General features: G+C 38.5%; 21 protein-coding genes and 1 other RNA gene. 17 read left to right on the top strand and 5 right to left on the bottom strand.

Annotation, left to right across the window (positions count from 1 at the left end; genetic code table 11):
- Positions 1-4 precede the first annotated feature (4 nt).
- From ACRPLY_RS06335 to ACRPLY_RS06275, 13 genes are all read left to right on the top strand, one after another.
- Positions 5-2,275, top strand: coding sequence for a DEAD/DEAH box helicase (locus ACRPLY_RS06335; protein ID WP_432231679.1), 2,271 nt, complete (start codon positions 5-7; stop codon positions 2,273-2,275).
- Between the two features lie 4 nt (positions 2,276-2,279).
- A complete protein-coding gene (locus tag ACRPLY_RS06330; RefSeq protein WP_432231678.1) occupies positions 2,280-3,530 on the top strand; it encodes a ribonuclease H-like domain-containing protein in 1,251 nt (416 codons plus the stop codon).
- A gap of 346 nt (positions 3,531-3,876) precedes the next feature.
- Entirely contained in the window at positions 3,877-4,341 is a 465-nt protein-coding gene (locus ACRPLY_RS06325; RefSeq protein ID WP_016763481.1) for a spore coat protein, read from the top strand.
- 63 nt (positions 4,342-4,404) lie between these two features.
- A complete protein-coding gene (locus ACRPLY_RS06320; protein ID WP_028414057.1) occupies positions 4,405-4,956 on the top strand; it encodes a DUF1273 domain-containing protein in 552 nt (183 codons plus the stop codon).
- Positions 4,957-5,060: 104 nt separating this feature from the next.
- Positions 5,061-5,393 carry a cell division regulator GpsB gene (gene gpsB, locus ACRPLY_RS06315; RefSeq protein ID WP_013056140.1) on the top strand — a complete coding sequence of 111 codons (333 nt, stop codon included), beginning with the start codon at positions 5,061-5,063 and terminating at the stop codon, positions 5,391-5,393.
- Positions 5,394-5,456: 63 nt separating this feature from the next.
- Positions 5,457-5,845, top strand: an RNA gene (rnpB, locus tag ACRPLY_RS06310) — RNase P RNA component class B.
- Positions 5,846-6,093: 248 nt separating this feature from the next.
- Positions 6,094-6,438: a hypothetical protein gene (locus ACRPLY_RS06305; protein WP_028414056.1), complete on the top strand. Its 345-nt coding sequence runs from the start codon at positions 6,094-6,096 to the stop codon at positions 6,436-6,438.
- Positions 6,439-6,474: 36 nt separating this feature from the next.
- Positions 6,475-7,101 carry a PspA/IM30 family protein gene (locus ACRPLY_RS06300; protein ID WP_048018491.1) on the top strand — a complete coding sequence of 209 codons (627 nt, stop codon included), beginning with the start codon at positions 6,475-6,477 and terminating at the stop codon, positions 7,099-7,101.
- Positions 7,102-7,236: 135 nt separating this feature from the next.
- On the top strand, positions 7,237-7,965 hold the full coding sequence (gene liaF / locus ACRPLY_RS06295) for a cell wall-active antibiotics response protein LiaF (protein WP_028414054.1): 729 nt from the start codon (positions 7,237-7,239) through the stop codon (positions 7,963-7,965).
- Entirely contained in the window at positions 7,962-9,008 is a 1,047-nt protein-coding gene (locus ACRPLY_RS06290; protein WP_154972725.1) for a sensor histidine kinase, read from the top strand. Before liaF ends, ACRPLY_RS06290 begins: the two co-directional genes overlap by 4 nt.
- Positions 9,001-9,627, top strand: coding sequence for a response regulator (locus tag ACRPLY_RS06285; RefSeq protein WP_432231677.1), 627 nt, complete (start codon positions 9,001-9,003; stop codon positions 9,625-9,627). Before ACRPLY_RS06290 ends, ACRPLY_RS06285 begins: the two co-directional genes overlap by 8 nt.
- A gap of 132 nt (positions 9,628-9,759) precedes the next feature.
- Entirely contained in the window at positions 9,760-11,427 is a 1,668-nt protein-coding gene (locus ACRPLY_RS06280; RefSeq protein WP_028414051.1) for a glycoside hydrolase family 13 protein, read from the top strand.
- A gap of 209 nt (positions 11,428-11,636) precedes the next feature.
- A complete protein-coding gene (locus ACRPLY_RS06275) occupies positions 11,637-12,782 on the top strand; it encodes a THUMP domain-containing class I SAM-dependent RNA methyltransferase (RefSeq protein ID WP_028414050.1) in 1,146 nt (381 codons plus the stop codon).
- Between the two features lie 44 nt (positions 12,783-12,826).
- On the opposite strand, the gene ACRPLY_RS06270 is transcribed toward ACRPLY_RS06275, so the two are convergent.
- The gene (locus ACRPLY_RS06270; RefSeq protein ID WP_013056148.1) at positions 12,827-12,955 is read right to left on the bottom strand and encodes a hypothetical protein; all 129 of its coding nucleotides are present in this window, start codon (positions 12,953-12,955) and stop codon (positions 12,827-12,829) included.
- A gap of 159 nt (positions 12,956-13,114) precedes the next feature.
- Here ACRPLY_RS06270 and ACRPLY_RS06265 point away from each other — a divergent pair, with 159 nt between their 5' ends.
- Positions 13,115-13,609 (top strand): hypothetical protein, encoded by a 495-nt coding sequence (locus tag ACRPLY_RS06265; RefSeq protein WP_028414049.1) that lies wholly within the window; start codon positions 13,115-13,117, stop codon positions 13,607-13,609.
- 34 nt (positions 13,610-13,643) lie between these two features.
- Here ACRPLY_RS06265 and ACRPLY_RS06260 read toward each other — a convergent pair whose 3' ends face one another.
- The 4 genes from ACRPLY_RS06260 to ACRPLY_RS06245 are packed head-to-tail and all read right to left on the bottom strand — an operon-like array spanning position 13,644 to position 17,783.
- Positions 13,644-14,456 (bottom strand): carbohydrate ABC transporter permease, encoded by an 813-nt coding sequence (locus ACRPLY_RS06260; protein WP_033578442.1) that lies wholly within the window; start codon positions 14,454-14,456, stop codon positions 13,644-13,646.
- 14 nt (positions 14,457-14,470) lie between these two features.
- Positions 14,471-15,424 (bottom strand): carbohydrate ABC transporter permease, encoded by a 954-nt coding sequence (locus ACRPLY_RS06255; protein ID WP_028414047.1) that lies wholly within the window; start codon positions 15,422-15,424, stop codon positions 14,471-14,473.
- Complete coding sequence (locus ACRPLY_RS06250; RefSeq protein ID WP_432231676.1) at positions 15,408-16,655, bottom strand: ABC transporter substrate-binding protein; 1,248 nt, start codon at positions 16,653-16,655, stop codon at positions 15,408-15,410. Before ACRPLY_RS06250 ends, ACRPLY_RS06255 begins: the two co-directional genes overlap by 17 nt.
- Positions 16,656-16,691: 36 nt before the next feature.
- Complete coding sequence (locus tag ACRPLY_RS06245) at positions 16,692-17,783, bottom strand: ABC transporter ATP-binding protein (protein ID WP_432231675.1); 1,092 nt, start codon at positions 17,781-17,783, stop codon at positions 16,692-16,694.
- 332 nt (positions 17,784-18,115) lie between these two features.
- Between ACRPLY_RS06245 and ACRPLY_RS06240 the strand changes: the two genes are divergently transcribed.
- From ACRPLY_RS06240 to ACRPLY_RS06230, 3 genes are all read left to right on the top strand, one after another.
- Complete coding sequence (locus tag ACRPLY_RS06240; protein ID WP_013056154.1) at positions 18,116-18,295, top strand: hypothetical protein; 180 nt, start codon at positions 18,116-18,118, stop codon at positions 18,293-18,295.
- 224 nt (positions 18,296-18,519) lie between these two features.
- Positions 18,520-20,457, top strand: a complete 1,938-nt coding sequence (locus tag ACRPLY_RS06235) for an ATP-dependent DNA helicase (protein ID WP_013056155.1) — start codon at positions 18,520-18,522, stop codon at positions 20,455-20,457.
- Positions 20,458-20,581: 124 nt separating this feature from the next.
- Complete coding sequence (locus ACRPLY_RS06230) at positions 20,582-22,099, top strand: carboxypeptidase M32 (protein WP_432231674.1); 1,518 nt, start codon at positions 20,582-20,584, stop codon at positions 22,097-22,099.
- The last annotated feature ends 1 nt before the right edge of the window (position 22,100 follow it).

Raw genomic sequence — 22,100 nt, 5'->3', positions numbered from 1 at the left:
GAAAATGAGAATACGAAAAAACTTACAAGAAGTAATAGATATCTTGCAAACGAATCCATCGTATCAGCAAAATATTGTTCATTGGCATACAATCGAAGAGAAAGAAGCTAAAACTGCGCCATTTCCAGCTTCTTTGCATACGAAACTGCGGGAAGCACTTGAAAAACGAGGAATTGGTTCGCTTTATACGCATCAAAAAACAGCGTTTGATTTGGCGACAGCTAAGAAGAATGTTGTGGCCGTTACGCCAACAGCCTCGGGGAAAACACTGTGCTACAACTTGCCGGTACTGCAAAGTATTATGGAGAACGATCAAGCTAGAGCTCTTTATTTGTTTCCAACAAAAGCGCTTGCCCAAGATCAAAAAAGTGAATTAAATGAAATCATTGAAGAAATGGAAGTGCCAATCAATAGCTATACGTATGATGGAGATACTCCGGCAAATATCCGCCAAAAGGTGAGAAAAGCAGGGCATATCGTTATTACGAATCCGGATATGCTTCATTCAGCTATTTTACCTCATCATACAAAATGGGTATCACTGTTTGAGAATCTGAAATACATTGTGATTGATGAACTTCATACGTACCGCGGTGTTTTTGGAAGCCACGTAGCCAACGTTATACGCCGGTTAAAACGAATTTGCCGCTACTATGGAAGCGATCCTATCTTTATTTGTACATCAGCGACCATCGCTAATCCAAAAGAACTCGCTGAACATTTAACGGGAGCTCATGTTACGTTAGTAGATAACAACGGAGCGCCTAGCGGCCGCAAACATTTTATTTTTTATAACCCGCCTATTGTGAATAAACCGTTAAACATTAGAAGAAGTGCTACGCTTGAAGTGCGAAATATTGCAGGAGAGTTTTTGAAAAATAAAATTCAAACGATTGTATTTGCACGAAGCCGAGTACGAGTGGAAATTATTTTAACGTATCTGCAGGAGCTCGTAAAAAACCAGCTTCAACATAAGTCTATTCAAGGGTATCGAGGAGGATATTTGCCGAAGCAGCGACGCGAAATAGAAAGAGGACTTCGAGAGGGAAGTATTTACGGGGTAGTCAGTACGAATGCTTTAGAGCTAGGAGTGGATATCGGGCAGCTGCAGGTGTGTGTAATGACAGGTTATCCAGGCACGGTTGCAAGCGCTTGGCAGCAAGCAGGACGAGCAGGAAGACGTCATGGAGAAGCCGTCATTGTGATGGTCGCAAGTTCAAGTCCGCTTGATCAGTATATGATTCAGCATCCGGATTACTTTTTTAGCAGAAATCCAGAAACAGCTCGAATTAATCCTGATAATCTTGTTATTTTAGTCGATCATTTAAAATGTGCGTCCTATGAGCTGCCGTTTAAGCAGGGAGAAACATTTGATGGGGTAGAAATTGAAGACGTGCTGGAGTTTTTGCAAGAAGAACGAGTGATTCATTTTAGCGGAGATAAATGGTACTGGATGAATGATTCCTTCCCAGCTCATAATATCAGTCTGCGCTCTGCATCCCAAGAAAATGTTGTCATCATTGATCAATCAGACGTTGCAAATGTGAAAGTAATTGGAGAAATGGATCGCTTTAGTGCTATGACGCTTCTTCATGATGAGGCGATTTACTTGCATCAAGGCATTCAGTATCAAGTAGAATACTTGGACTGGGATGAGAAAAAAGCGTATGTTCGTGAAGTCGATGTAGATTATTTTACCGATGCAAACTTGGCGGTTAACTTGAAGGTTCTAGAAGCTGATAAAGAACGACTGGAAGGGACATATTCAATCAGTTATGGCGATGTAATGGTCAGCGCCATGGCGACGATATTTAAAAAAATAAAGTTTGAGACGCATGAAAACATAGGGTCAGGGCCCATTTCACTTCCGGAAGAAGAGCTTCATACAAATGCCGTGTGGCTAAGCTTTGAAAAAGAACAGTTTCACGAATCTGAAGAACGATTGGAACAAGCTCTTATTTCCGTGGCAAATGCCATTCAGTCAATTGCACCGCTTATGGTGATGTGCGATCCTTCTGATTTACATGTAGTGCCTCAGATAAAAGCGGTGCACAATGAACAGCCCACTATCTTCTTATATGACCGATACCCGGGAGGCATTGGCCTAAGCGATAAAGTATACGAACAAATGAATGGTGTGCTAAGTCAAACTAATCAATTAATTGTAAATTGTTCTTGCGAAAGCGGCTGTCCGTCCTGTATTGGTATGGAAGCACAGGGAGAACACGCGAAAAGCGATGCGCTCGTACTGCTACAACAACTGCAAAGTAGGTGAACTCGTGTCTTTTAAAAATAAATTAAACCGTATGAAAAAGCATCTTCATGTTACAGAAGCGAAGCCTCCGGTTGAAAGTAACCCCCAGGGATCTAAGGGCGCGTCTATTCCCTATGAGCAAGAATGGAAGGGAAATCATGCTGCGCCTTACTTTGCCGAAGACAGCTACTGTATGATCAGAGAAGTGGTTTATCCGCTCGACTCCAAGCATGGACATTATGAATTTAATGAGCTGAAAAAAGTAGTGGAAGTATGGAATCAGTCTACAGTTGCTCATCCGCTTTCATCAAAAGGCCACACATATTCAGATTTGTTTTTCTTTGATACGGAAACGACGGGGCTTAGTACAGGTACGGGAACGACTATCTTTTTGCTAGGATACGCAAGGGTGTTAAAAGATTCCGTCGTTTTTCGTCAGCATATATTAACCGAGCCAAGTGGAGAAGTAGCATTTTATGAAAGTTTTTTAAAAGAAGTAGACTACACGACGCTTGTGACTTATAATGGTAAATCTTTCGATTGGCCTCACGTCAAGACTCGCCATACGCTATTGAGAGATCATTTGCCCAAGCTGCCTAAGTTCGGTCACTTTGATTTACTGCATGCGTCAAGAAGGCTGTGGAAACATAAAATGGGTTCGGTTAAGCTTGCGAATGTCGAAAAAGAAATACTTGGAATTGAACGAGTTGATGATATTCCCGGTTTCTTAGCTCCCATGATTTATTTTGATTTTATTAAAACGAAAAATCCAAGAGGCTTATTCGACATTATGAAACATAATGAACATGATATTTTATCGCTTATTACCTTATACATTCATTTATCAAAACATCTCCTTACTAGTGAGGAGTTTACAGAAAAAGAAACATATGAAGTGGCAAGGTGGTATGAGCAGTTGGGGGAGAACAAGCACGCTTTCTCTCTTTATCAAGGCGTAGCGGAAAAAGAAAAAGAAGAGCATAAAAAAGCTCAGCTAGCGATGGCTTATCATTATAAAAAAGAGAAGAGTTGGAAAGAGGCAGTGGACATGTTTGAACCCTTGGTTCAAACATGTGAAGGTGACGTCGCTATAGAAGCACTGGTTGAGTTAGCTAAAATTTATGAGCATCGTCTCAAAGATGTTCATCAAGCACTTCTATATACTGAGCTAGCCTCGGAGAAGTGGAATCAACTCAAGGGAATGACGAAAAAAACGTCGAAGGAAGCGCTTGAAAAAAGACTTCTTAGATTAAAAAATAAATCAGCTAAAGGATAGGCTTCAGCTGATTTATTTTAAAATATTCAGAATTATTATTCTTTTGTTTTTGTAGACGTTTTATATTGTTCTATTTTTCAGTCATTGATAAAATTAGTCAATGTAAGACTGATTCTTACAGCTTAAAAACAGAACTTTGGTGAGATGGAGAGAGGCCTCATGAAAAATGTGATTTTAGTATCATTTTTCGCATTAATTTGTTTAACAGTAATTGTCTTAAGCAGTTTGAAAAATTCGTATAACTCCTTTATGTAGGTCAAAAATAGGTGTTTGTCTTAGTACATGTACATTACCCTTCACATATTGTAATAGTGTAATAACTAAACAGTGAAAGGGGAAAAAGGATATGTATCCAAGACCAACAAAATGTATGCCACCAATTGTGCATCCAACAAAATGCTGCACACAGTTTACTTCTCAGGAGGTAGTTGTACCTCACATTCATCCAAGTCATAATACATTGGTGAATCATACAAATGTGAAGCACGTGCATTACTTCCCGCAAACACAATCTGTTGTAAATGAAACTTCAAATCAACAGTTTTTTGGCGGTGCGCAGCAATATCCAACTCAAGTAGGTGGAGCAGGCTATCCAGGTCAAATGGGAGGCTACCCAGGTCAAGTAGCAGGTGCTGGTTATCCAGGCCAAGGAGGCTACCCAGGTCAAGTAGGTGGAGCTGGTTTTCCAGGCCAAGGAGGTTACCCAGGTCAAGTAGCAGGCGCTAGTTATCCTGGACACAAAGGTTGCGGCCAAGGAAGCTGTCATACAAAAGGCGCGCATCAAGGACCTAATTCAGGGTATTTTAGATAATGTACGTTAATAGGAGCTGATTACATCAGTTCCTATTCTATTTTGTTACAAAGGAGTTATATAATGAAGGTGCTAACGGTTACTGGTTATAAGCCATTCGAACTTGGAATTTTTAATGAAAAACATCAAGGCATTACATACATAAAAAAAGCGCTCTATAAAAAATTACAGGAATTAGTAGAAGATGGATTAGAATGGGTATTGATTAGTGGCCAGCTAGGAGTAGAGATTTGGGCAGCAGAAGTGGTATTTGATCTGCAGCTCGATTATCCCGAGCTTCAGTTAGCTGTTTTAACACCATTTTTGGAGCAGGAAGAAAAATGGAATGACGTCAATAAAGAATTGTATGAATTCGTCTTAAGTCAAGCAGATTATGTAGATAGCATCACAAAAAAGAAATATGAAAGTCCAGCACAGTTTCGGTTGAAAAATCAATTTTTAGTAGAAAAAAGTGAAGGTATTTGTTTAGTTTACGACGAAGAGCACGAAGGAAGTCCTAAATATATGTTAGAAACGGCTAAAAAGCGTGCTGAACGAGAAGAATACCCTATTATAATGGTGACGTCTCACGACTTACAAGATATCGTGGATGAAGAAAAATTTTCGTCTTTTTAACGCCACTTGACGAAACATTTTAAAAGATAAATTGACATTTGAAGCTATTTTTGAAAAAATGAATTATAATAAAGATAAGGTTTATCGTATTCGAGGTGATAGAGATGTTAGCTGATAAAATTCGTTTAACGGCCAAAGAAATTTTAGAAAAAGAATTCAAAACAGGCATGAGAGGCTATAATCAAGAGGAAGTAGATAAGTATCTAGATTCTGTTATTAAAGATTATGAAGCATTTCATGAAGAAATTGAAGCATTACAAACTGAAAATTTACGCTTAAAAAAGCAAGTAGAAGAGTTATCTAAAAAGCCGCAACAACCTTCGTTTACCCCGCCGCCGGCTCAACAGCAGCAGCAAGCGGGTACGACAAACTTTGATATTTTAAAACGTTTGTCAAACTTAGAAAAACATGTGTTTGGAAGTAAATTATACGAATAACCTAAAAATAGGAGTTGCATTCAACTCCTATTTTTATTATACTAAGGAAAGTCGTTATCAATAACGTTCGGGTAATTGCTGCATCACATATGAGGATGTAGAGGAAAGTCCATGCTCGCACAGACTGCGATGTCTGTAGTGTTCGTGCCTAGCGAAGTCATAAGCTAGGGTAGCTGTTAAAAGCTAACGGCGGGGAAAAAGCCTAAGTCTTTTTAAGATATGGCTTGACTACTCTGAAAGTGCCACAGTGACGAAGTCTTATCAGAAATGATAAGAGTGGAACGAGGTAAACCCCTCGAGCGAGAAACCCAAATAATGGTAGGGGAACTTTCTGGAAGGAACTGAACGGAAGGAAGGACAAAATGGTTACATTTTGTAGATAGATAATTGCCACCGGAGTACGAGGTAGCTAGCCGCTTGCAGTACAATGGTACAAAACATGGCTTACAGAACGTTATTGAAAAGCAATCGACAATAGTTGTTATACACTATATTTTAATCCAACCCAGCTCTTCATATAACGGAAGAGCTTTTTTTATGTCAAAATGACAGCTTATCATAAGCTGTCATTTTTTTTGTACAATCAGGCTGAGCTTGTTGTCAGCCTCAGGTCTTAGGAGAAAATAAAGCTCTAGCTCGTTTTGAAAAAACGTTATCATCCTTAAACTAAGTATATAGAGAAGCGAAAGGAGGAAACAAAATGAAAAAAGTTGGTTTGTTTTTGATTGGAGCGGTAGCTGCTATCGTTCTTCTTGCAAATGCTGGCCCCATGGTAGGACTTGCGCTTGGCTTGGTTATTTTGTACGTAGCATTTAAAGGGTTTGTTAAAGCAGAGACCCCCTTTAAAAAATGGTTCTGGGGGTTTATTGGTGTCGTCGTACTCTTAACAACCGTTTCAAACCTTCCGGCTCTTGCTGGTATCATCGCAGCAGTAGTACTTTACATTGTATATAAAAAGTGGAACAGCAGCAGGCCTATAAAAATGGAAAAAGAAGATCCGTTTAAGCACTTTGAACGTCAGTGGGCTGACTTAAATCAAAAATAATAAAATTTCACTTTATTATCTAAGGAGATGAACAAAATGAGAAACTTATTTACTCGAATGAAAGAAACGATTTCTGCAGACCTTCATCAATTACTTGATCACAAAGAACAAAAAAATCCAATTGCTGCGTTAAATCACTATTTGCGCCAATGCGAGCAGGAGACTGAAAAGGTAAGGCAGCTTGTTGAGCGGCAGCACACGTTAAAAGAGCAGTTTAATCGCGAATACCATCTGGCACTTGACATGATGAAAAAACGTCATGAGCAAGCACAAGTGGCGCAAGCAGCTGAAGAAGCAGAATTACATGAATTTATTGTAAAAGAGCATGCTCACTACGAAGAGAGAGCAAAGCGTGTAAAAGAATCTTATGAAGATGCATCCAAGCAGTTAGAAGAGCTTGAACAAAAGTATGAAGAAATGAAGCATAAGGTAAAAGATATGCATATTCGCCGTATGGAACTAATGGGGCGCGAAAATATTGCCCGTGCGCACCATCGTATGAATTCAGTAATGAAAACGGAAGCATCTTATGCGTCCTACAGTCAGTTTGACGAAATGGAAACCTATATTGACCAGCTTGAAAATCAAATTAATACAAATTACTACAGACAAACGGTAGACAGCAAGATTGCTGAATTAGAAAAAAGAGTAAAATCATCGTAAAAAATCAGTGTTTCTGCATAAAACATGGTATTCTAAAAAAGGCGTAGGTTTCTGCGTCTTTTTAAGGTGAGAGAATAGATATCTGCAGCATCCAAAGAACGCTATGTCATCTACGAGGAGAAAGGAGAGGGAGCTGTGCAAAGCGTAAACAAAACAGAATCTCTTATGTTCATTTTTATTTGCAGCTTATTTGTCCTGTTTATTGAAATTATGTTTTTTCACAGCGGCTTGATCTTTTCTGTATTAATTGCCGGTGCGTTCATGTATATTGGGCGAAAAAAAATGAGAAGAAAATTAGGGCGTATGTTATTTTGGATTGGCGTTATTGGGCTTGTGTTGAATATATTTAATACGGTTGCCTTTAAGTTTTTAGTTATTGCTCTTTTCCTGTACTTTTTACTTAGATTTATTCAATTACGAAAGCATCCGGTTGAATTTAGACCAACTGACGAGTTGACACAGCAGCCAAACCAAAGTTTGGTGCAGGTCCGGCCGGTTTTGACAAATAAACTTCTTGGTAGTCAAAGAACCGAAGACTCCGTATACGAATGGGATGATATTAATATTCAAAGCGTATGGGGAGACATTGTGATTGATTTAAGCAATACTGTTCTGCCAAAAGGCGATGCGGTTATCTTTATTCGTCAAGTGTTTGGAAATATTAAAGTGCTCATTCCTTACGAAACAGAAGTATCTGTGAATCATTCTAAACTAGCAGGAAACGTAACGGTTTTTGGCCATCAGCGCGGCTTTTCGTTCAATGAAAATTTGTCTATCAAAACAGAGGAATTTGATCAATCTGCTCATAGGGTGAAGATTGTTACAACTGTTGTGATTGGAGATTTAGAGGTGCAAAGGATATGAGTATTCTTCAACGGCAGTTATTGTGGGGGATTTTCTTAAGTTTTTTTGTATTTGTATCCGTGCTCCTTACCGTGTTTTTTGCATATCCTGTTTTTCAACTTAGCGACTTATGGAAAACGAGCGTATTTGGCATGCCTTTTGTGCTGTTTTCCTTCAGTTTAAGCCTTACGATTGGAAGTGTGATTGGAGGAATCATGGGGTTTATGTGGAGACAGCAGTGGGCATATGTTGAAAACCGATTATATGAAATAGAAAATGGCCACCGGCATATGCCGGCAAATGAACCGCTTATTCAAGAAACGTCTCGAATTATAAGCCGTTTAAACAAAGTAGATCATAAAATGATTCTTCAAGCGCAGCAATCTCAAAAGATGGCAACGGAAAAAGTGGAAAATCAGCAAAAGCAAGTGCAAGAAATTGTTTCTCAAGAACGAAATCGGCTTGCTAGAGAACTGCATGACTCCGTTAGTCAGCAGCTATTTGCCGCTTCGATGCTTATGTCTGCTATTACGGAATCCAATCTTACGCTACAAGACTCTGAAGCTAAGCAATTAAAGATGGTTGAAAAAATGATTAATCAATCACAGCTTGAAATGAGGGCTTTGCTTCTTCATCTTCGTCCTGCAGCATTAAAAGGAAAATCGCTACAGGCTGGAATGAAAGAACTGATGAATGAGCTTGCTCAAAAAGTACCGCTTGAATTAAATTGGAAAATAGAAGGGTTTGAACTTGATAAAGGCATTGAAGACCACTTGTTTAGAATTTTGCAAGAATCCGTATCAAATACGCTGCGTCATGCAAATGCAACAGCTTTAGACGTGCTGCTGATCAAACGTGACTTTTCCATTATTTTACGTATTGTGGATAACGGAGTTGGTTTTGATGTAGAAAAGGAGAAAGTCGGATCGTACGGTCTGCAAAATATGTATGAACGCGCAGTTGAAATTGGAGGCCTATTAAAAATTATTAGTTTGCCCGACAAAGGAACAAAGCTAGAAGTAAAAGTACCGTTAGTAGAAAGAGAGGAGAAGCAAAATGATTAATGTACTGTTAGTAGATGACCATGAAATGGTTCGTATTGGCGTAGGAGCGTATTTGTCGGCTCAAACAGACATTCATGTAATAGCTGAAGCAGCCAATGGCCAACAGGCCGTTGAATTAGGGCTTCAGATGCGCCCGGATATTATTTTAATGGATTTAGTCATGGAAGAAATGGACGGGATTGAAGCAACAAAACAGCTCATTAAGCAGTGGCCGGAAGCAAAAGTAATTATTGTCACTAGCTTTCTAGATGACGAAAAAGTATATCCCGCTCTAGAGGCAGGGGCAACAAGCTACTTATTAAAAACGTCTAAAGCAGGAGAAATTGCAGCTGCTATTCGCCGTACATATGAGGGGGAATCTGTATTAGAGCCTGAAGTAACCGGTAAAATGATGTCTAAAATGAGAAAGCCGTCTTTACCTCATGAAGAACTCACAGCTCGTGAAATGGAAATTTTACTTTTAATGACACAGGGTAAAACAAATCAAGAGATTGCAGACGAATTATTTATTGCGCTAAAGACGGTAAAAACACATGTGAGCAATTTATTAAGTAAGCTGGATGTGCAGGACCGAACTCAAGCCGTCATTTATGCCTTTAAACACAAATTAGCGCAGTGAGAATCGTTATTCAAAAGAGAATAACGATTTTTTTTGTGAAAAACCTATTTTTTTGCATGTATTCATTATAAAATAGCGATATGCGTAAAGGCGAACGCTTACGTAAAAGCACTATTTTGAGGGGTTGAGCACATGGAAAAGAAATGGTGGAAAGAAGCTGTTGCGTATCAAATCTATCCGCGAAGCTTCATGGATTCAAACGGCGACGGAATTGGTGACATTCAAGGGGTTATTTCAAAATTAGACTATTTATCTGATCTTGGAATTGATGTCATTTGGATTTGCCCGATTTATCAGTCTCCTAACGACGATAATGGCTACGATATCAGTGATTATAAAGATATTATGAAAGATTTTGGAACAATGGAAGACTTTGATGAGCTGTTAGATGAAGTTCACCATCGCGGAATGAAGCTGATTATGGATTTAGTTATTAACCATACTTCAGATGAACACCCTTGGTTTTTAGAATCTAGGTCTGCTAAAGAGAATCCATATCGTGATTATTATATCTGGCACGAAGGTAAAGATGGAAAAGAGCCAAACAACTGGGAATCTATTTTTAGCGGATCAGCTTGGGAGTTCGACGAAAAGACAAAAGAATATTACATGCACGTATTTTCTAAAAAACAGCCCGATTTAAACTGGGAAAACGAAAAAGTACGTCATGAGCTTTATGAAATGGTTAACTGGTGGTTAGATAAAGGAATTGACGGCTTTCGTGTAGATGCTATTTCGCATATTAAGAAAGTGGCCGGCTTCCCAGATCTGCCGAACCCTGAAAAGCTAGATTATGTGCCATCGTTTGAAGGGCATATGAATCGACCGGGAATTCAAGAACATTTAAAAGAGCTAAAAGAAAAAACGTTTGCCAAATACGATATTATGACGGTTGGAGAGGCAAATGGTGTAACATCGGACAGCGCAGATGAGTGGGTAGCTGAAGATGGCGGAAACTTCAATATGATTTTTCAGTTCGAGCATATGGGACTGTGGGATAAAGGAGAAGAAAAACCGCTTGATTTAATCGAGTTAAAAACAATTTTAACTAATTGGCAAAATGGTTTAGAAAAAATTAACGGCTGGAACGCTTTATATTTAGAAAATCATGACCAAATTCGTTCTGTAAATAAATTCGGCAGCACAGCTTACCGAGTGGAAAGTGCAAAGTGCTTAGCTGCACTATACTTTTTAATGAAAGGAACACCGTTTATTTATCAAGGACAAGAACTTGGAATGACCAATGTTAAATTTGATTCTATTGATGATTATGATGATGTTGGGATGATTAACTACTACCGTATTCAGCGTGAAAAAGGCGATTCACATGACGAGATTATGAAAGTTATTTGGGAAACAGGCCGCGATAACTCAAGGACGCCAATGCAGTGGAATACAGAAAAAAATGCAGGATTTTCTACCGGAAACCCTTGGATGAAAGTGAACCCAAATTACGTAGACATTAACGTAGAAGAGCAGAAAAGTGATAAGAATTCGGTACTGAATTTTTACAAACAGCTCATTAAAATTAGAAAACAGCATGATGTGCTGGTGTATGGAACTTATAAGCTGTTGGCAGAAGAAGATTCCGCTATTTACGCGTATACGCGAACATTAGAAGGTAAAACCGCTGTTGTTATTTGTAATATGTCACCGAATAATCAAACGTTCGAGTTTCCTTCAGAGAGCTCATTTACAAACATAGAAGTGCTGATTCATAATTATCCGTTGGATAAAAACGAAACGCTTGAACAATGTACGCTGCACCCATATGAAACACGTGTATACTTACTTTCATAAACAAGTTGAGCAACCGATTGCGCAATTTTAAAATGGAAAGCTTTTAAAAACAAATCTATATGCGACATATGTAAAGAAACTGCTGGCTCTACCAAGAGCGAGCAGTTTCTGCATTTTGATAAAAAGACGGAGAAAGCTTTGACTACGGCGCATGTATATGGTACTTTTACACTTAGTGTAGATAATTAGAAACAAAATGAGGTTGAAAAATGGCGAAATATAAAATTATTGCAACAGCAGCAATGGGAATTGAAGCACTAGTCGCTAAAGAAGTGCGTGCTTTAGGATATGAATGTGAAGTAGATAATGGCAAGGTTATCTTTGAAGGAGACGAGCTTGCAATTGCTCGATGCAATTTATGGCTTCGTACAGCAGATCGAATTAAAGTACAGGTTGGACAGTTCAAAGCTCGTACGTTTGATGAGCTTTTTGAACAAACAAAAGCATTAAATTGGGGAGATTATTTGCCCGTAGATGCACAGTTTCCTGTATCGGGAAAATCAGTTAAATCTAAATTGTTCAGCGTATCAGATTGTCAAAGCATTGTAAAAAAAGCAATTGTTGACAGCATGAAAAAACATTATAACAAAACAACAGGCTGGCTCGAAGAAACGGGGTCAACGTTTAAAATTGAAGTAGCGTTATTAAAAGATGTTGCTACATTAACAATTGACGCAAGCGGTGCAGGACTTCATAAGCGCGGTTACCGCGTAGGACAAGGGGAAGCTCCTTTAAAAGAAACGCTGGCAGCTGCTTTAATTATGCTAACGCCGTGGAATGCGAATCGTCCGTTTGTCGATGTTTTCTGCGGTTCTGGTACAATTGCTATCGAAGCAGCGCTTATCGGTCAAAATATTGCACCAGGATTTAATCGTGACTTCTTATCAGAAGAGTGGCCGTGGATGTCAGCAAGCATTTGGGACAAAGCGCGCGAAGAAGCAGAAGACTTAGCGAACTACGACCAAGTGCTAGATATTGCTGGTCATGATATTGACCATCGTATGGTAAAAGTAGCGGAGCAAAATGCATTTGAAGCTGGACTTGGAGATTTAATTCAATTTAAGCAAATGCAAGTGCGCGATTTTACGACGCCGAAAGAATATGGAATCATTATTGGTAACCCTCCGTACGGCGAACGTTTAAGCGATCGTCCTTCTGTTGAAAAAATGTACGCTGAAATGGGCGAAGCGTTTTCTAAGCTTGATACGTGGTCGATTTATATGCTTACATCTCATGAACAGTTTGAACAGTACTACGGTAAAAAAGCGACGAAAAAACGCAAATTATTTAACGGATTTATTAAAACAGACTACTATCAGTACTGGGGACCTCGTCCTCCACGCAACGATCAATAAATACAAAAAGCCAAGCGGTGTAAAAACAGCTTGGCTTTTTTACGTTATTTCTTTTTTAAACCGCGATAAGCTAGCATTCCAAACATGCCTATCCCGAGCACGACAATTAATAAAATAAACCAGAACGTAGCATTAAGCAGGTATTTATATAGTCCGTCATAATAATCATGCATGTACTCACCCCATTATGTTTTTTTATAGTATGGGCGAGTAGCAGGGCAATATATGTATTCATTTCTTTTCAATAGCAGGCTTAAAACGAGAAATGATTAGCTTATTTCTAACATATTTACGAAAGGGAAATCTCATACTAAAACCTAAGAGGTGATAAAATGAGAAAAAATCGATCAGCACGGGTTTTTGGCGGGATGATGCTTCTTTCATGGTTAACCATCCCTTTTATAGGACGACAGCATATTAAGCGCTATTTATCATCTACTATGTTTATTTCCTTTTTAATTATGGTTGAAAGCTATATTGCTGAAAAAAAGAAGTGGTGGATATTCCCTAATCCTCCTCATCCATATTTAACAGGTGAAGCTGCTTTACTTTTAGGTCCATTTTTAGCAGGTTCTTTATGGATTAAAAAGTTCACATATGGCCATTTTGGAAGGTATATGTTATTAAATGCAATCGTAGATACATTTTTTGTTTATCCTTTTCAACGAGCTATGAGCCGTGCAAAGCTTTTTAGGGTAGGCACATTTAAAGAGTACCATTTGCTAGGTATCTTTCTGTTAAAAGCTGCTTTAATGTACGTTTACCAACACCTAATAGTAGAGAAACCGAAACCTCAGCGTGCTTTGAAAAATAATCCTATAGAATAAAGGGGCAGGCAGGGAAGCGTGATTTTCTTGCCTGCTATTTTAATGCCCCAGAGGTCATTCCTGAAATGAAATGCTTTTGCAAAAACACGTACGCAATCAATAATGGAATAGAAGAAAGAACGACTGCTGAAAACAGCATAGGGTAATTGGTTAGAAATTCCCCTTGAAAGTCCAATAATGCAATAGGCAGCGTTTTTACTTCTTTAGATTTTAATAATAGCAAAGGGAATAACAGATCATTCCACACGATCACAAACGAAAAAATTCCTACTGTAGCCATTGAAGGTATGGAGAGTCGAAGAGCGATTTTTGAATATATTTTCCACTCTGACGCCCCGTCCATGCGAGCGGCTTCGAATAGTTCCTTTGGCAAAGTTTTCATAAACCCCGTTATAATAAACACACCGATAGGAAGCAAAAAACTTATGGAGACGATAATGACCCCTGTTAGCGTATTGACCAGTCCAAGCTTATTCATCAGCAAAAAGACAGGAATCATATTGACTTGAGTAGGGACAATCATTCCGCAAACAAAAAAGCCGTATACAATCCATCCAAGCTTTTGAGGTAGCTGAATAATAGCGTAAGCAATCATGCTTGAAAACCATAGAATAAAAAACGTGCTAAAGACGGTAACAATCACGCTGTTTTTAATATAGCCAAAGATGGGTTCATTGACGAGCAGCTGTTTATAATTTTCAATATTCCAGCCTGCTGGTAATCCAATTGGGTTGCTGTAAAGTTCAGGCGTTGTTTTAAAGGTTGTTAATAAAACCAAGCTTAAGGGCAACAGAATGATTAAACCGTATATCCCTAAAATCAGATGTCTGAATGGATTTTGTTTCATAAAAGAATCTCCTTTTACATTTTGGTCAGGCGAAGTACGCGAAATTGAAGAAACGTTAAAAGAGCAATCACAATCATAAATACAACGGAAATGGCAGAGGCATAGCCAAAACGAAAATTAATAAAAGCTTCGTGATAAAGAAGTGTCGAAAGAATTTCAGTTGAGTTGGAGGGACCTCCATTTGTCATTGCAATGATTAAATCAAATGCTTTAAAGCTTTGTATGGTCGTATAAGCCACAACCATTGTCGTAGCTGGAGCTAAAAGAGGCCACGTAATGCGCTTGAATTTTTGCCATCGTGTTGCTCCATCAATACTAGCAGCTTCATATAACTCACTGGGAATAGCTTGAATTCCAGCTACAAAAATAATAAGCATTTGACCAGTATGTGCCCAAAATTGTACAAAAGCCAAGCTGTAAATGGCGATATGTCCATTTCCAATCCAAGACTGTGTCCAATGCTCAAGGCCTATTTTACTTAAAAATAGGTTAACTCCTCCAATGTTGGGGTCATACATAAAGTTCCACGTGAACGCAATCGACACGGACGAAATAATCGTCGGTACAAAAAAGAGTGAGCGATAAAATGTATTCCATGCAGAATTTCTATAAAGTAAGAGTGCAAAGCCTAAGCTCAATAACGTTTGAAAGATCAGCACGCCAATTGTGAACTTTAAGTTGTTTGTAAGCGACTGTGTAAAAATAGCATCGTTTGTTAAAATTTCTTTGAAGTTTTGAAACCCTACAAATGAGAACTGAGAAGACAATCCATTCCAATCAGTTGTACTTAAAAATAAAGCAGAAAGCGTTGGCAATGCAAAGAAAACCGTATATATGACAAAACCAGGAAGCAAAAACAACCATAGATGCCTGCTTTTAGAGATATTTTTAAATGAAAAGAGAGGAAAAGAGAACGAAGGGGTTCTCTTTTCTTCCTCTTGAATAGACGTATTAGTTTTTAGCGACACGTTCTACCTCTCCTTGTGCTTTTTCAGCAGCTTTTTTCGCTGACATACCGGATAGTACGTCCTGTACAGATGTTTCAACAGCTTTTGATACGCGCTCATTTAAAATGGTAAATCGAGGTTGGAAGACCGTTTTTTTGTCTTTCCACTTTGCGCTTTCTTTGAGTTCAGGTGAATCATATTTCACGTCTTTGACCGTTAATAACTGGCCAGTAGCATTTGCATACTCAGAAGAAATCTTTGGATCTGCAAGGAAAGTTAAAAATTTCTTAGCAGCTTCTTTATGTTTTGATTTTTCAGCAACACCTAATAAGAATGTTGTGGTATGAACACCTTCGTATTTGGCTTTATCTTGATCCACTGTAATCGGTGCAAGCAAACCTTGATCAATCTTTGGATTTTGCTGTTTGACTGTAGCCATCATATAAGAACCTTGAGCAAGCATTGCGCCTTTTTCCTGAGCAAAAAGTGCTGCAGCACTTTCTTTTTTCGTACCAAGAGCATCTTTTTGGAAGTAACCTTTATCATTTAATTCTTTAATTTGAGATAGGGTTTTGATAAACCATTCATCAGTTAGCTTGCGCTTGCCCGTTTCTACTTCGTGAAGGGCGTTATTTGTAGGTTCGTTATTCATAATCATTGGGTTAATAAATTGAGAAGGACTTACGTCTCCTGAAAATAAAATCGGCGTGTAACCATTTTTCTTTAATGTTTCAGCTGTTTTTAAAAAGCTATTCCAGTCTTTAGGAACATCTAAATTTAGTTTTTCAAAAATGCCTTTGTTATAGACAGGGATGTTATAGACTAGCTGATAAGGAAGAGCATATTGCGTATTATCCGCTTTACCCGTTTGGATTAGCTTTTCGTCAAATTTGCTGAGTAAGTTTTGGTCGTCCAGCTTTGCAAAACCGTTTGCTTTGCGAATCGTTTCAAATTGACTTCCTGGAAAACTAGCAAATACATCGATGCCTTCTCCAGATAGTAGAGATCCTTGAATTTGTGATTGATATGAATCCGAAGGAAAGACGGTCATCTCTACATGAATATTTGGGTTTTTCTTTTCAAATTGCTCAATGATAGAATCAAAGGCTTTCGTATCTTCTCCTCGCCAATGCGTAAAGTTAATGGTTACTTTTTTTGAAGAATCGCTGCTGTCGCCGCTTGTTGAACTGTTTTTGCCGCAGCCGGCGATGATCACGGTGAGCATTGCTAACAGAATTAATAATTTTTTCATTTTAGTTCCCCCATTTATAGAATTCTTTTTAGATAGTTATTGGTCAATTTTGATACGATTGGTAGATGCTTGGTCAAAGAAATGAGCATGATTCATTTGAAAATGAAACGGAAAGTGCTGATGAACTTGAATATGTTCATCCCCAGGGATTTTAGCCACAAAGAGCTGCTCTCCTAAACTGCTGTATAGTATGTACTCTGCTCCTAATAACTCAGACACATCTACCGGTAATGAAATATGAGGAGCATCAGAAAAGGCACGCGTAATATGCTCGGGTCGAATTCCTACAGTAATGAATTGATTATTGTAGCCTTTTTCATGTAACGAATGCATTTGATTTTCTGTCAGTTGAAACTCATGTTCACTGATGTACAGTTTGCTGTTCACTACTTTTCCTGTGAAAAAGTTCATTCCCGGTGAGCCTATAAAACTGGCTACAAACGTATTCTCTGGAGCATTATACACTTGCATAGGTGAACCTATTTGCTGAATTTTTCCGTCTTTCATAACTACGATTCTGCTTGCCATCGTCATGGCTTCTGTTTGATCGTGGGTTACATAAATAATGGTCGTCTGCAGCCTCTGATGAAGCTTACTGATTTCAGCACGCATTTGTACGCGAAGCTTCGCATCAAGGTTAGACAAAGGCTCATCCATTAAAAAAATTTGGGCATTCCGTACAATGGCTCTTCCTAAAGCCACTCGCTGACGCTGACCTCCTGATAATGCTTTTGGCTTGCGTTTTAAATAGGGTTCTAAGTCCAAACTACGAGCCGCTTCACGAACGCGCTCATCAATTTCTTGTTTTGGGACTTTGCGGAGCTGCAAGCCAAATGCCATGTTGTCGTAAACCGTTAAATGAGGGTAAAGCGCGTAGTTTTGAAACACCATTGCAATATCCCGGTCCTTAGAAGGTAAATCGTTTGCACGATCTCCATTAATAAGCAATTCTCCTTCTGTTATCGATTCAAGGCCGGCGATCATTCGAAGGGTAGTGGATTTGCCGCACCCTGAAGGTCCTACAAATACAATAAATTCTTTGTCTTGAATATGAAGATTAAAATTATCAACTGCAAGACTATCTTTTCCGTATTTTTTATACACATGCTGCAACTGCAGTTCTGCCATTTTTTTCTCCTCTCAGCAGACTTTTAAAAAATAAAAGCCTCTAATTGCACAGACGGATTGTACGTGTATCTGGCAATTAGAGGCTATCGGTTGACCGGTAAGCCTGTAGTATGTAGTTTTGAGTGATTGAATCTGTAAGTAATTTTAAAATATATTATTCCTATATGTCAAGTGAGAATTAAAATATTTTAATAAGTTCGATTATTTTCTTAAATGAAAGAATCCATTTATTAAGCCAGAGATGCTGGTTTTGAGAATAAAATAAACAGCTGGTGTATAGAATGATAGTATTCACTTTTATAGTAAGCACTACAGAGAGAGGATGTTTATAAATGGATAGAAACACGCAGTTCACTATGATTCGGCAAGCGTTGGAAAACAGCTATCATTTAATGCAGCAGGGAATAGAAGTTAGCGGAGAGACGCTTACTCAGCTGGAACAAGCAAAAGCCGAGTATGAAGCGGCCTTTTTATTGTCTCAGTCCACGGATTCCAAATTCCGCTGTAATTAATTTTTTAATAGCACTTATTCCGTTTGCGTTCTATACACCCAGCTTTTATACAAAAAGGTTCTGTCCTTACAGGCAGAACTTTTTTATGTTCAGCTCTTTTTATTGACATTTTAGATAAAGTAGTCAATAATTAAGTTTTGCTTACATGAGAAATTTACTAGATAAAAAGAAGTGAAGCTAATTTTTATTGATAGATATTTACATAAATAAAGGAGTCAGTATCGATGATGAGAGAGCGGTTGCCTTTTACAATTGAGCGGGATGAAAACTTTTTTGACAAATTAAATGAATGGATAGGTGATGTTTTTTATGATCATCTTCCAGACGCAGGATTAGAACTTCGGGATGAACAAATTTTTATGGCTTTTCAAATCGAACGAGCTTTTAAAGAAAAAAATGTAATCTTTGCAGAAGCAGGTGTAGGAACAGGGAAAACCATTGTGTATTTACTGTACGCTATTTGTTATGCAAGGTATATTGGCAAGCCGGCTATTATTGCCTGTGCGGATGAAACACTAATTGAACAGTTAGTAAAAGCCGAAGGAGACATTGCCAAGCTCTCTGGTATTTTAGATATTAACATGGATGTTCGCCTAGCAAAATCTCAAGATCAGTATCTGTGTTTAAAGAAATTAGATGCTGTGACAGCACGAACAGATAATGAAAACATTGAAGAAATTTACGATACGCTTCCTGATTTTGTTCATGATCATAGTGGTATGCAGTCGTTCTATCACTACGGAGACCGTAAAGAATATCCTCATTTAACGGATGAGGAATGGAATCAAATTAACTGGGATACGTTTCAAGATTGCTCTTCCTGTGAGCAGCGTCATAGATGTGGCTTAACGCTTTCACGCGAGCACTATAGAAAAGCACATGACTTAATTATTTGCTCTCACGATTTTTACATGGAACACATTTGGACATATGAAGCCCGCAAGCGTGAAGGACAGCTTCCGCTTCTTCCTGAAAGCAGCTGTGTTGTATTTGATGAAGGTCACCTGCTGGAATTTGCTGCACAAAAGGCTTTAACGTATCGCATTCAAGAAGATACGTTAGAAAACTTGTTAACGCGTCTATTAGAAAATGACGTGCGAGAAGAATTTGCTGTGAAGATCGAGCACGCTATCGATGTGTATGCAATGTTCTTTGACCGTTTAAGTGAAGCAAGCACAGAAATCGTTGGTTCTAGCCGTAAAGAAGTAGCCCGAACAAACGGATTACAAAGTGTAGGAAAAGAACTTTTATCGCTGCTTGAACATATCGGAAACGAGCTTGTGTTTGAGAGTGAGACCTATACAGTAGACGAATATACGCTGCGAATTGTAGATGAGTACCTAGATCAAATTGATTATTCGCTGCGCTTATTTATGGACAACGAAAATGCCATCTACTGGGTGGAAGAAAACAACTGGCAGCTGACGTTGGTTATTATGCCGCAAGCAGTAAAAGACGTCTTAAAAGAACGAGTATTTGCGAAGAAAATACCATACATTTTCACTTCTGCCACTCTTTCAGATAACCAATCGTTCGATTATTTAGCATATAGCTTAGGAATTGCAAAGCCGCTTTCTTTTTCCGTTGAATCGCCATTTGATTATGATGAGCAAATGAAAATTGCGGTGAAAAATGTTTCGGATGATCAAGAAGAAGCGTTTGCTGAAAAATTTGCCTTTGCTGTTGCTCAGCTCGAAAAAACGAACGGACGAGCACTTTTATTGTTTAACAGTAAAGAAGAACTAGAGATGTTCAAAGAAGTTTCCAAAGAGTTAAATCAGTACACATTTTTATTTGAAGGCGATCAAGAAATCAGTAAATTAGTGTCTCAGTTCCAAAGGGAAGAAGAAACGATTTTATGCGCTGTTCATTTGTGGGAAGGGTTGGATATTCCTGGACCTTCGTTATCGAATGTAATTATTTGGTCTCTGCCGTATCCGCCAAATGATCCGGTCTTTGAAGCAAAGCGCAATCAAGTAGTCGATCCATTTTGGGATGCAGATATGCCGTATATGCTTCTTCGCTTAAAGCAAGGAGTTGGAAGGCTGATTCGCTCTCATAATGATAAGGGTCTAATCACGATCTTTATGCCAAAAAGCACAGATTCAAAAGTGCGTTCAATCATTGAACAAAATGTTCCAACGAAAATAGAAAACGTATAAAAAAGCGCGGTGGCAGCCGCGCTTTTTTATGTGCACAATAGATTGAATTTTCAGTTATATACACACCGTTACTATTATGATAAAATAATTTATGGTGAAATAAGGAAAGTAAGGAGGAAAAACAATGAGAGAAGACATACAGAAAATTGAGAAACAGTTTTATGAATACATGAATAAAATCAAAAGTTATCACGAGGCAATCGGAGTGATGTACTGGGATTTGAGAACGGGCGCTCCAAAAAAAGGGGCGGATCAGCGTTCTGAAGTGATTGGCATGATGTCATCAGAAGCGTTCAATCTTTCCGTTTCTAATGAAATGGCAGGTTTTATTGAGAAATTAACGAACCCTGAGTCACAGCCTTACATAAACGATATTACGAAAAAAGCAGTGGAAGAGTGTAAAAAAGAATATGACTTAAATAAAAAGATTCCTCCGCACGAATATAAAGAATACGTTACGTTAACTTCAAAAGCGGAGTCAATTTGGGAAGAAGCAAAAGAAAAAGCAGATTTTGCTTTATTTCAACCGTACCTTGAAAAAATTGTAGCGTTTAATCAGAAGTTTGTGGAGTATTGGGGGTATGAAGGAAACAAATATAACCGTTTATTAGACCTTTTTGAACCGGGAATGACGGTTGAAATCTTAGACGAGGTATTTGGAAAGCTGCGGGAGCATATTGTGCCTCTTGTTCAGCGAATCGCCGGGTCAAATACAAAGCCCAATACGGAATTTTTATTCCGTACTTTCCCAAAAGAAGCGCAAAAGCAATTTAGTCTAGACGTGTTAAAAACACTCGGCTATGATTTTGAAGCGGGGCGACTTGATGAAACCGTCCATCCTTTTGCTACTGGCTTAAATCCGGGAGATGTGCGCATCACAACTAAATATGCCGAAAACGATTTCCGAACGGCTATTTTTGGCACGATTCACGAATGTGGCCATGCTTTATATGAGCAGAATATTTCAAAGGATCTTGTTGGCACGGTTCTATGTGAAGGTACTTCAATGGGAATTCATGAATCACAGTCACTGTTTTTTGAGCAGTTTGTCGGGAAAAATAAAGCATTTTGGCAGCATCATTACGACGTACTAAAAAAGCATGCGCCGGAACAATTTGACGATGTAGGTTTAGAAGATTTTTACCGAGGAGTAAATGAAGCAAAACCGTCTCTTATTCGTATTGAAGCAGATGAGTTAACGTATCCTCTTCATATTATGATTCGTTACGAAATTGAAAAAGGATTAATAAACGGGGAGTATAAAGTTGAGGATTTACCGGAAATTTGGAATGAGAAATACGAAGAATATTTAGGGGTTCGTCCAAGTCACGATGGAGAAGGCGTGCTTCAGGACGTACACTGGGCCGGAGGAAGCTTTGGGTACTTCCCTTCCTATGCTCTGGGCTATATGTACGCAGCGCAGTTTAAGCATACCATGTTAAAAGACTTGCCTAATTATGATGAACTCTTGGAAAAAGGAGAAATTTCGCCGATTACAAATTGGTTAACAGAACATATTCACCAGTACGGAAAAATAAAAAAACCTCTTGAAATTTTAAACGATGTGACGGGTGAAGGGCTAAATGTAGATTATTTAATTCAATATCTAGAAGAGAAATACGGACAAATTTATCACGTATAAA

Source organism: Priestia sp. TGN 0903, from assembly GCF_050846855.1.
In the GTDB taxonomy this organism is placed as follows: domain Bacteria; phylum Bacillota; class Bacilli; order Bacillales; family Bacillaceae_H; genus Priestia; species Priestia zanthoxyli.
Note: the sequence above shows the minus strand (reverse complement) of the source record. Positions and strands in the feature narration are given on the sequence as shown.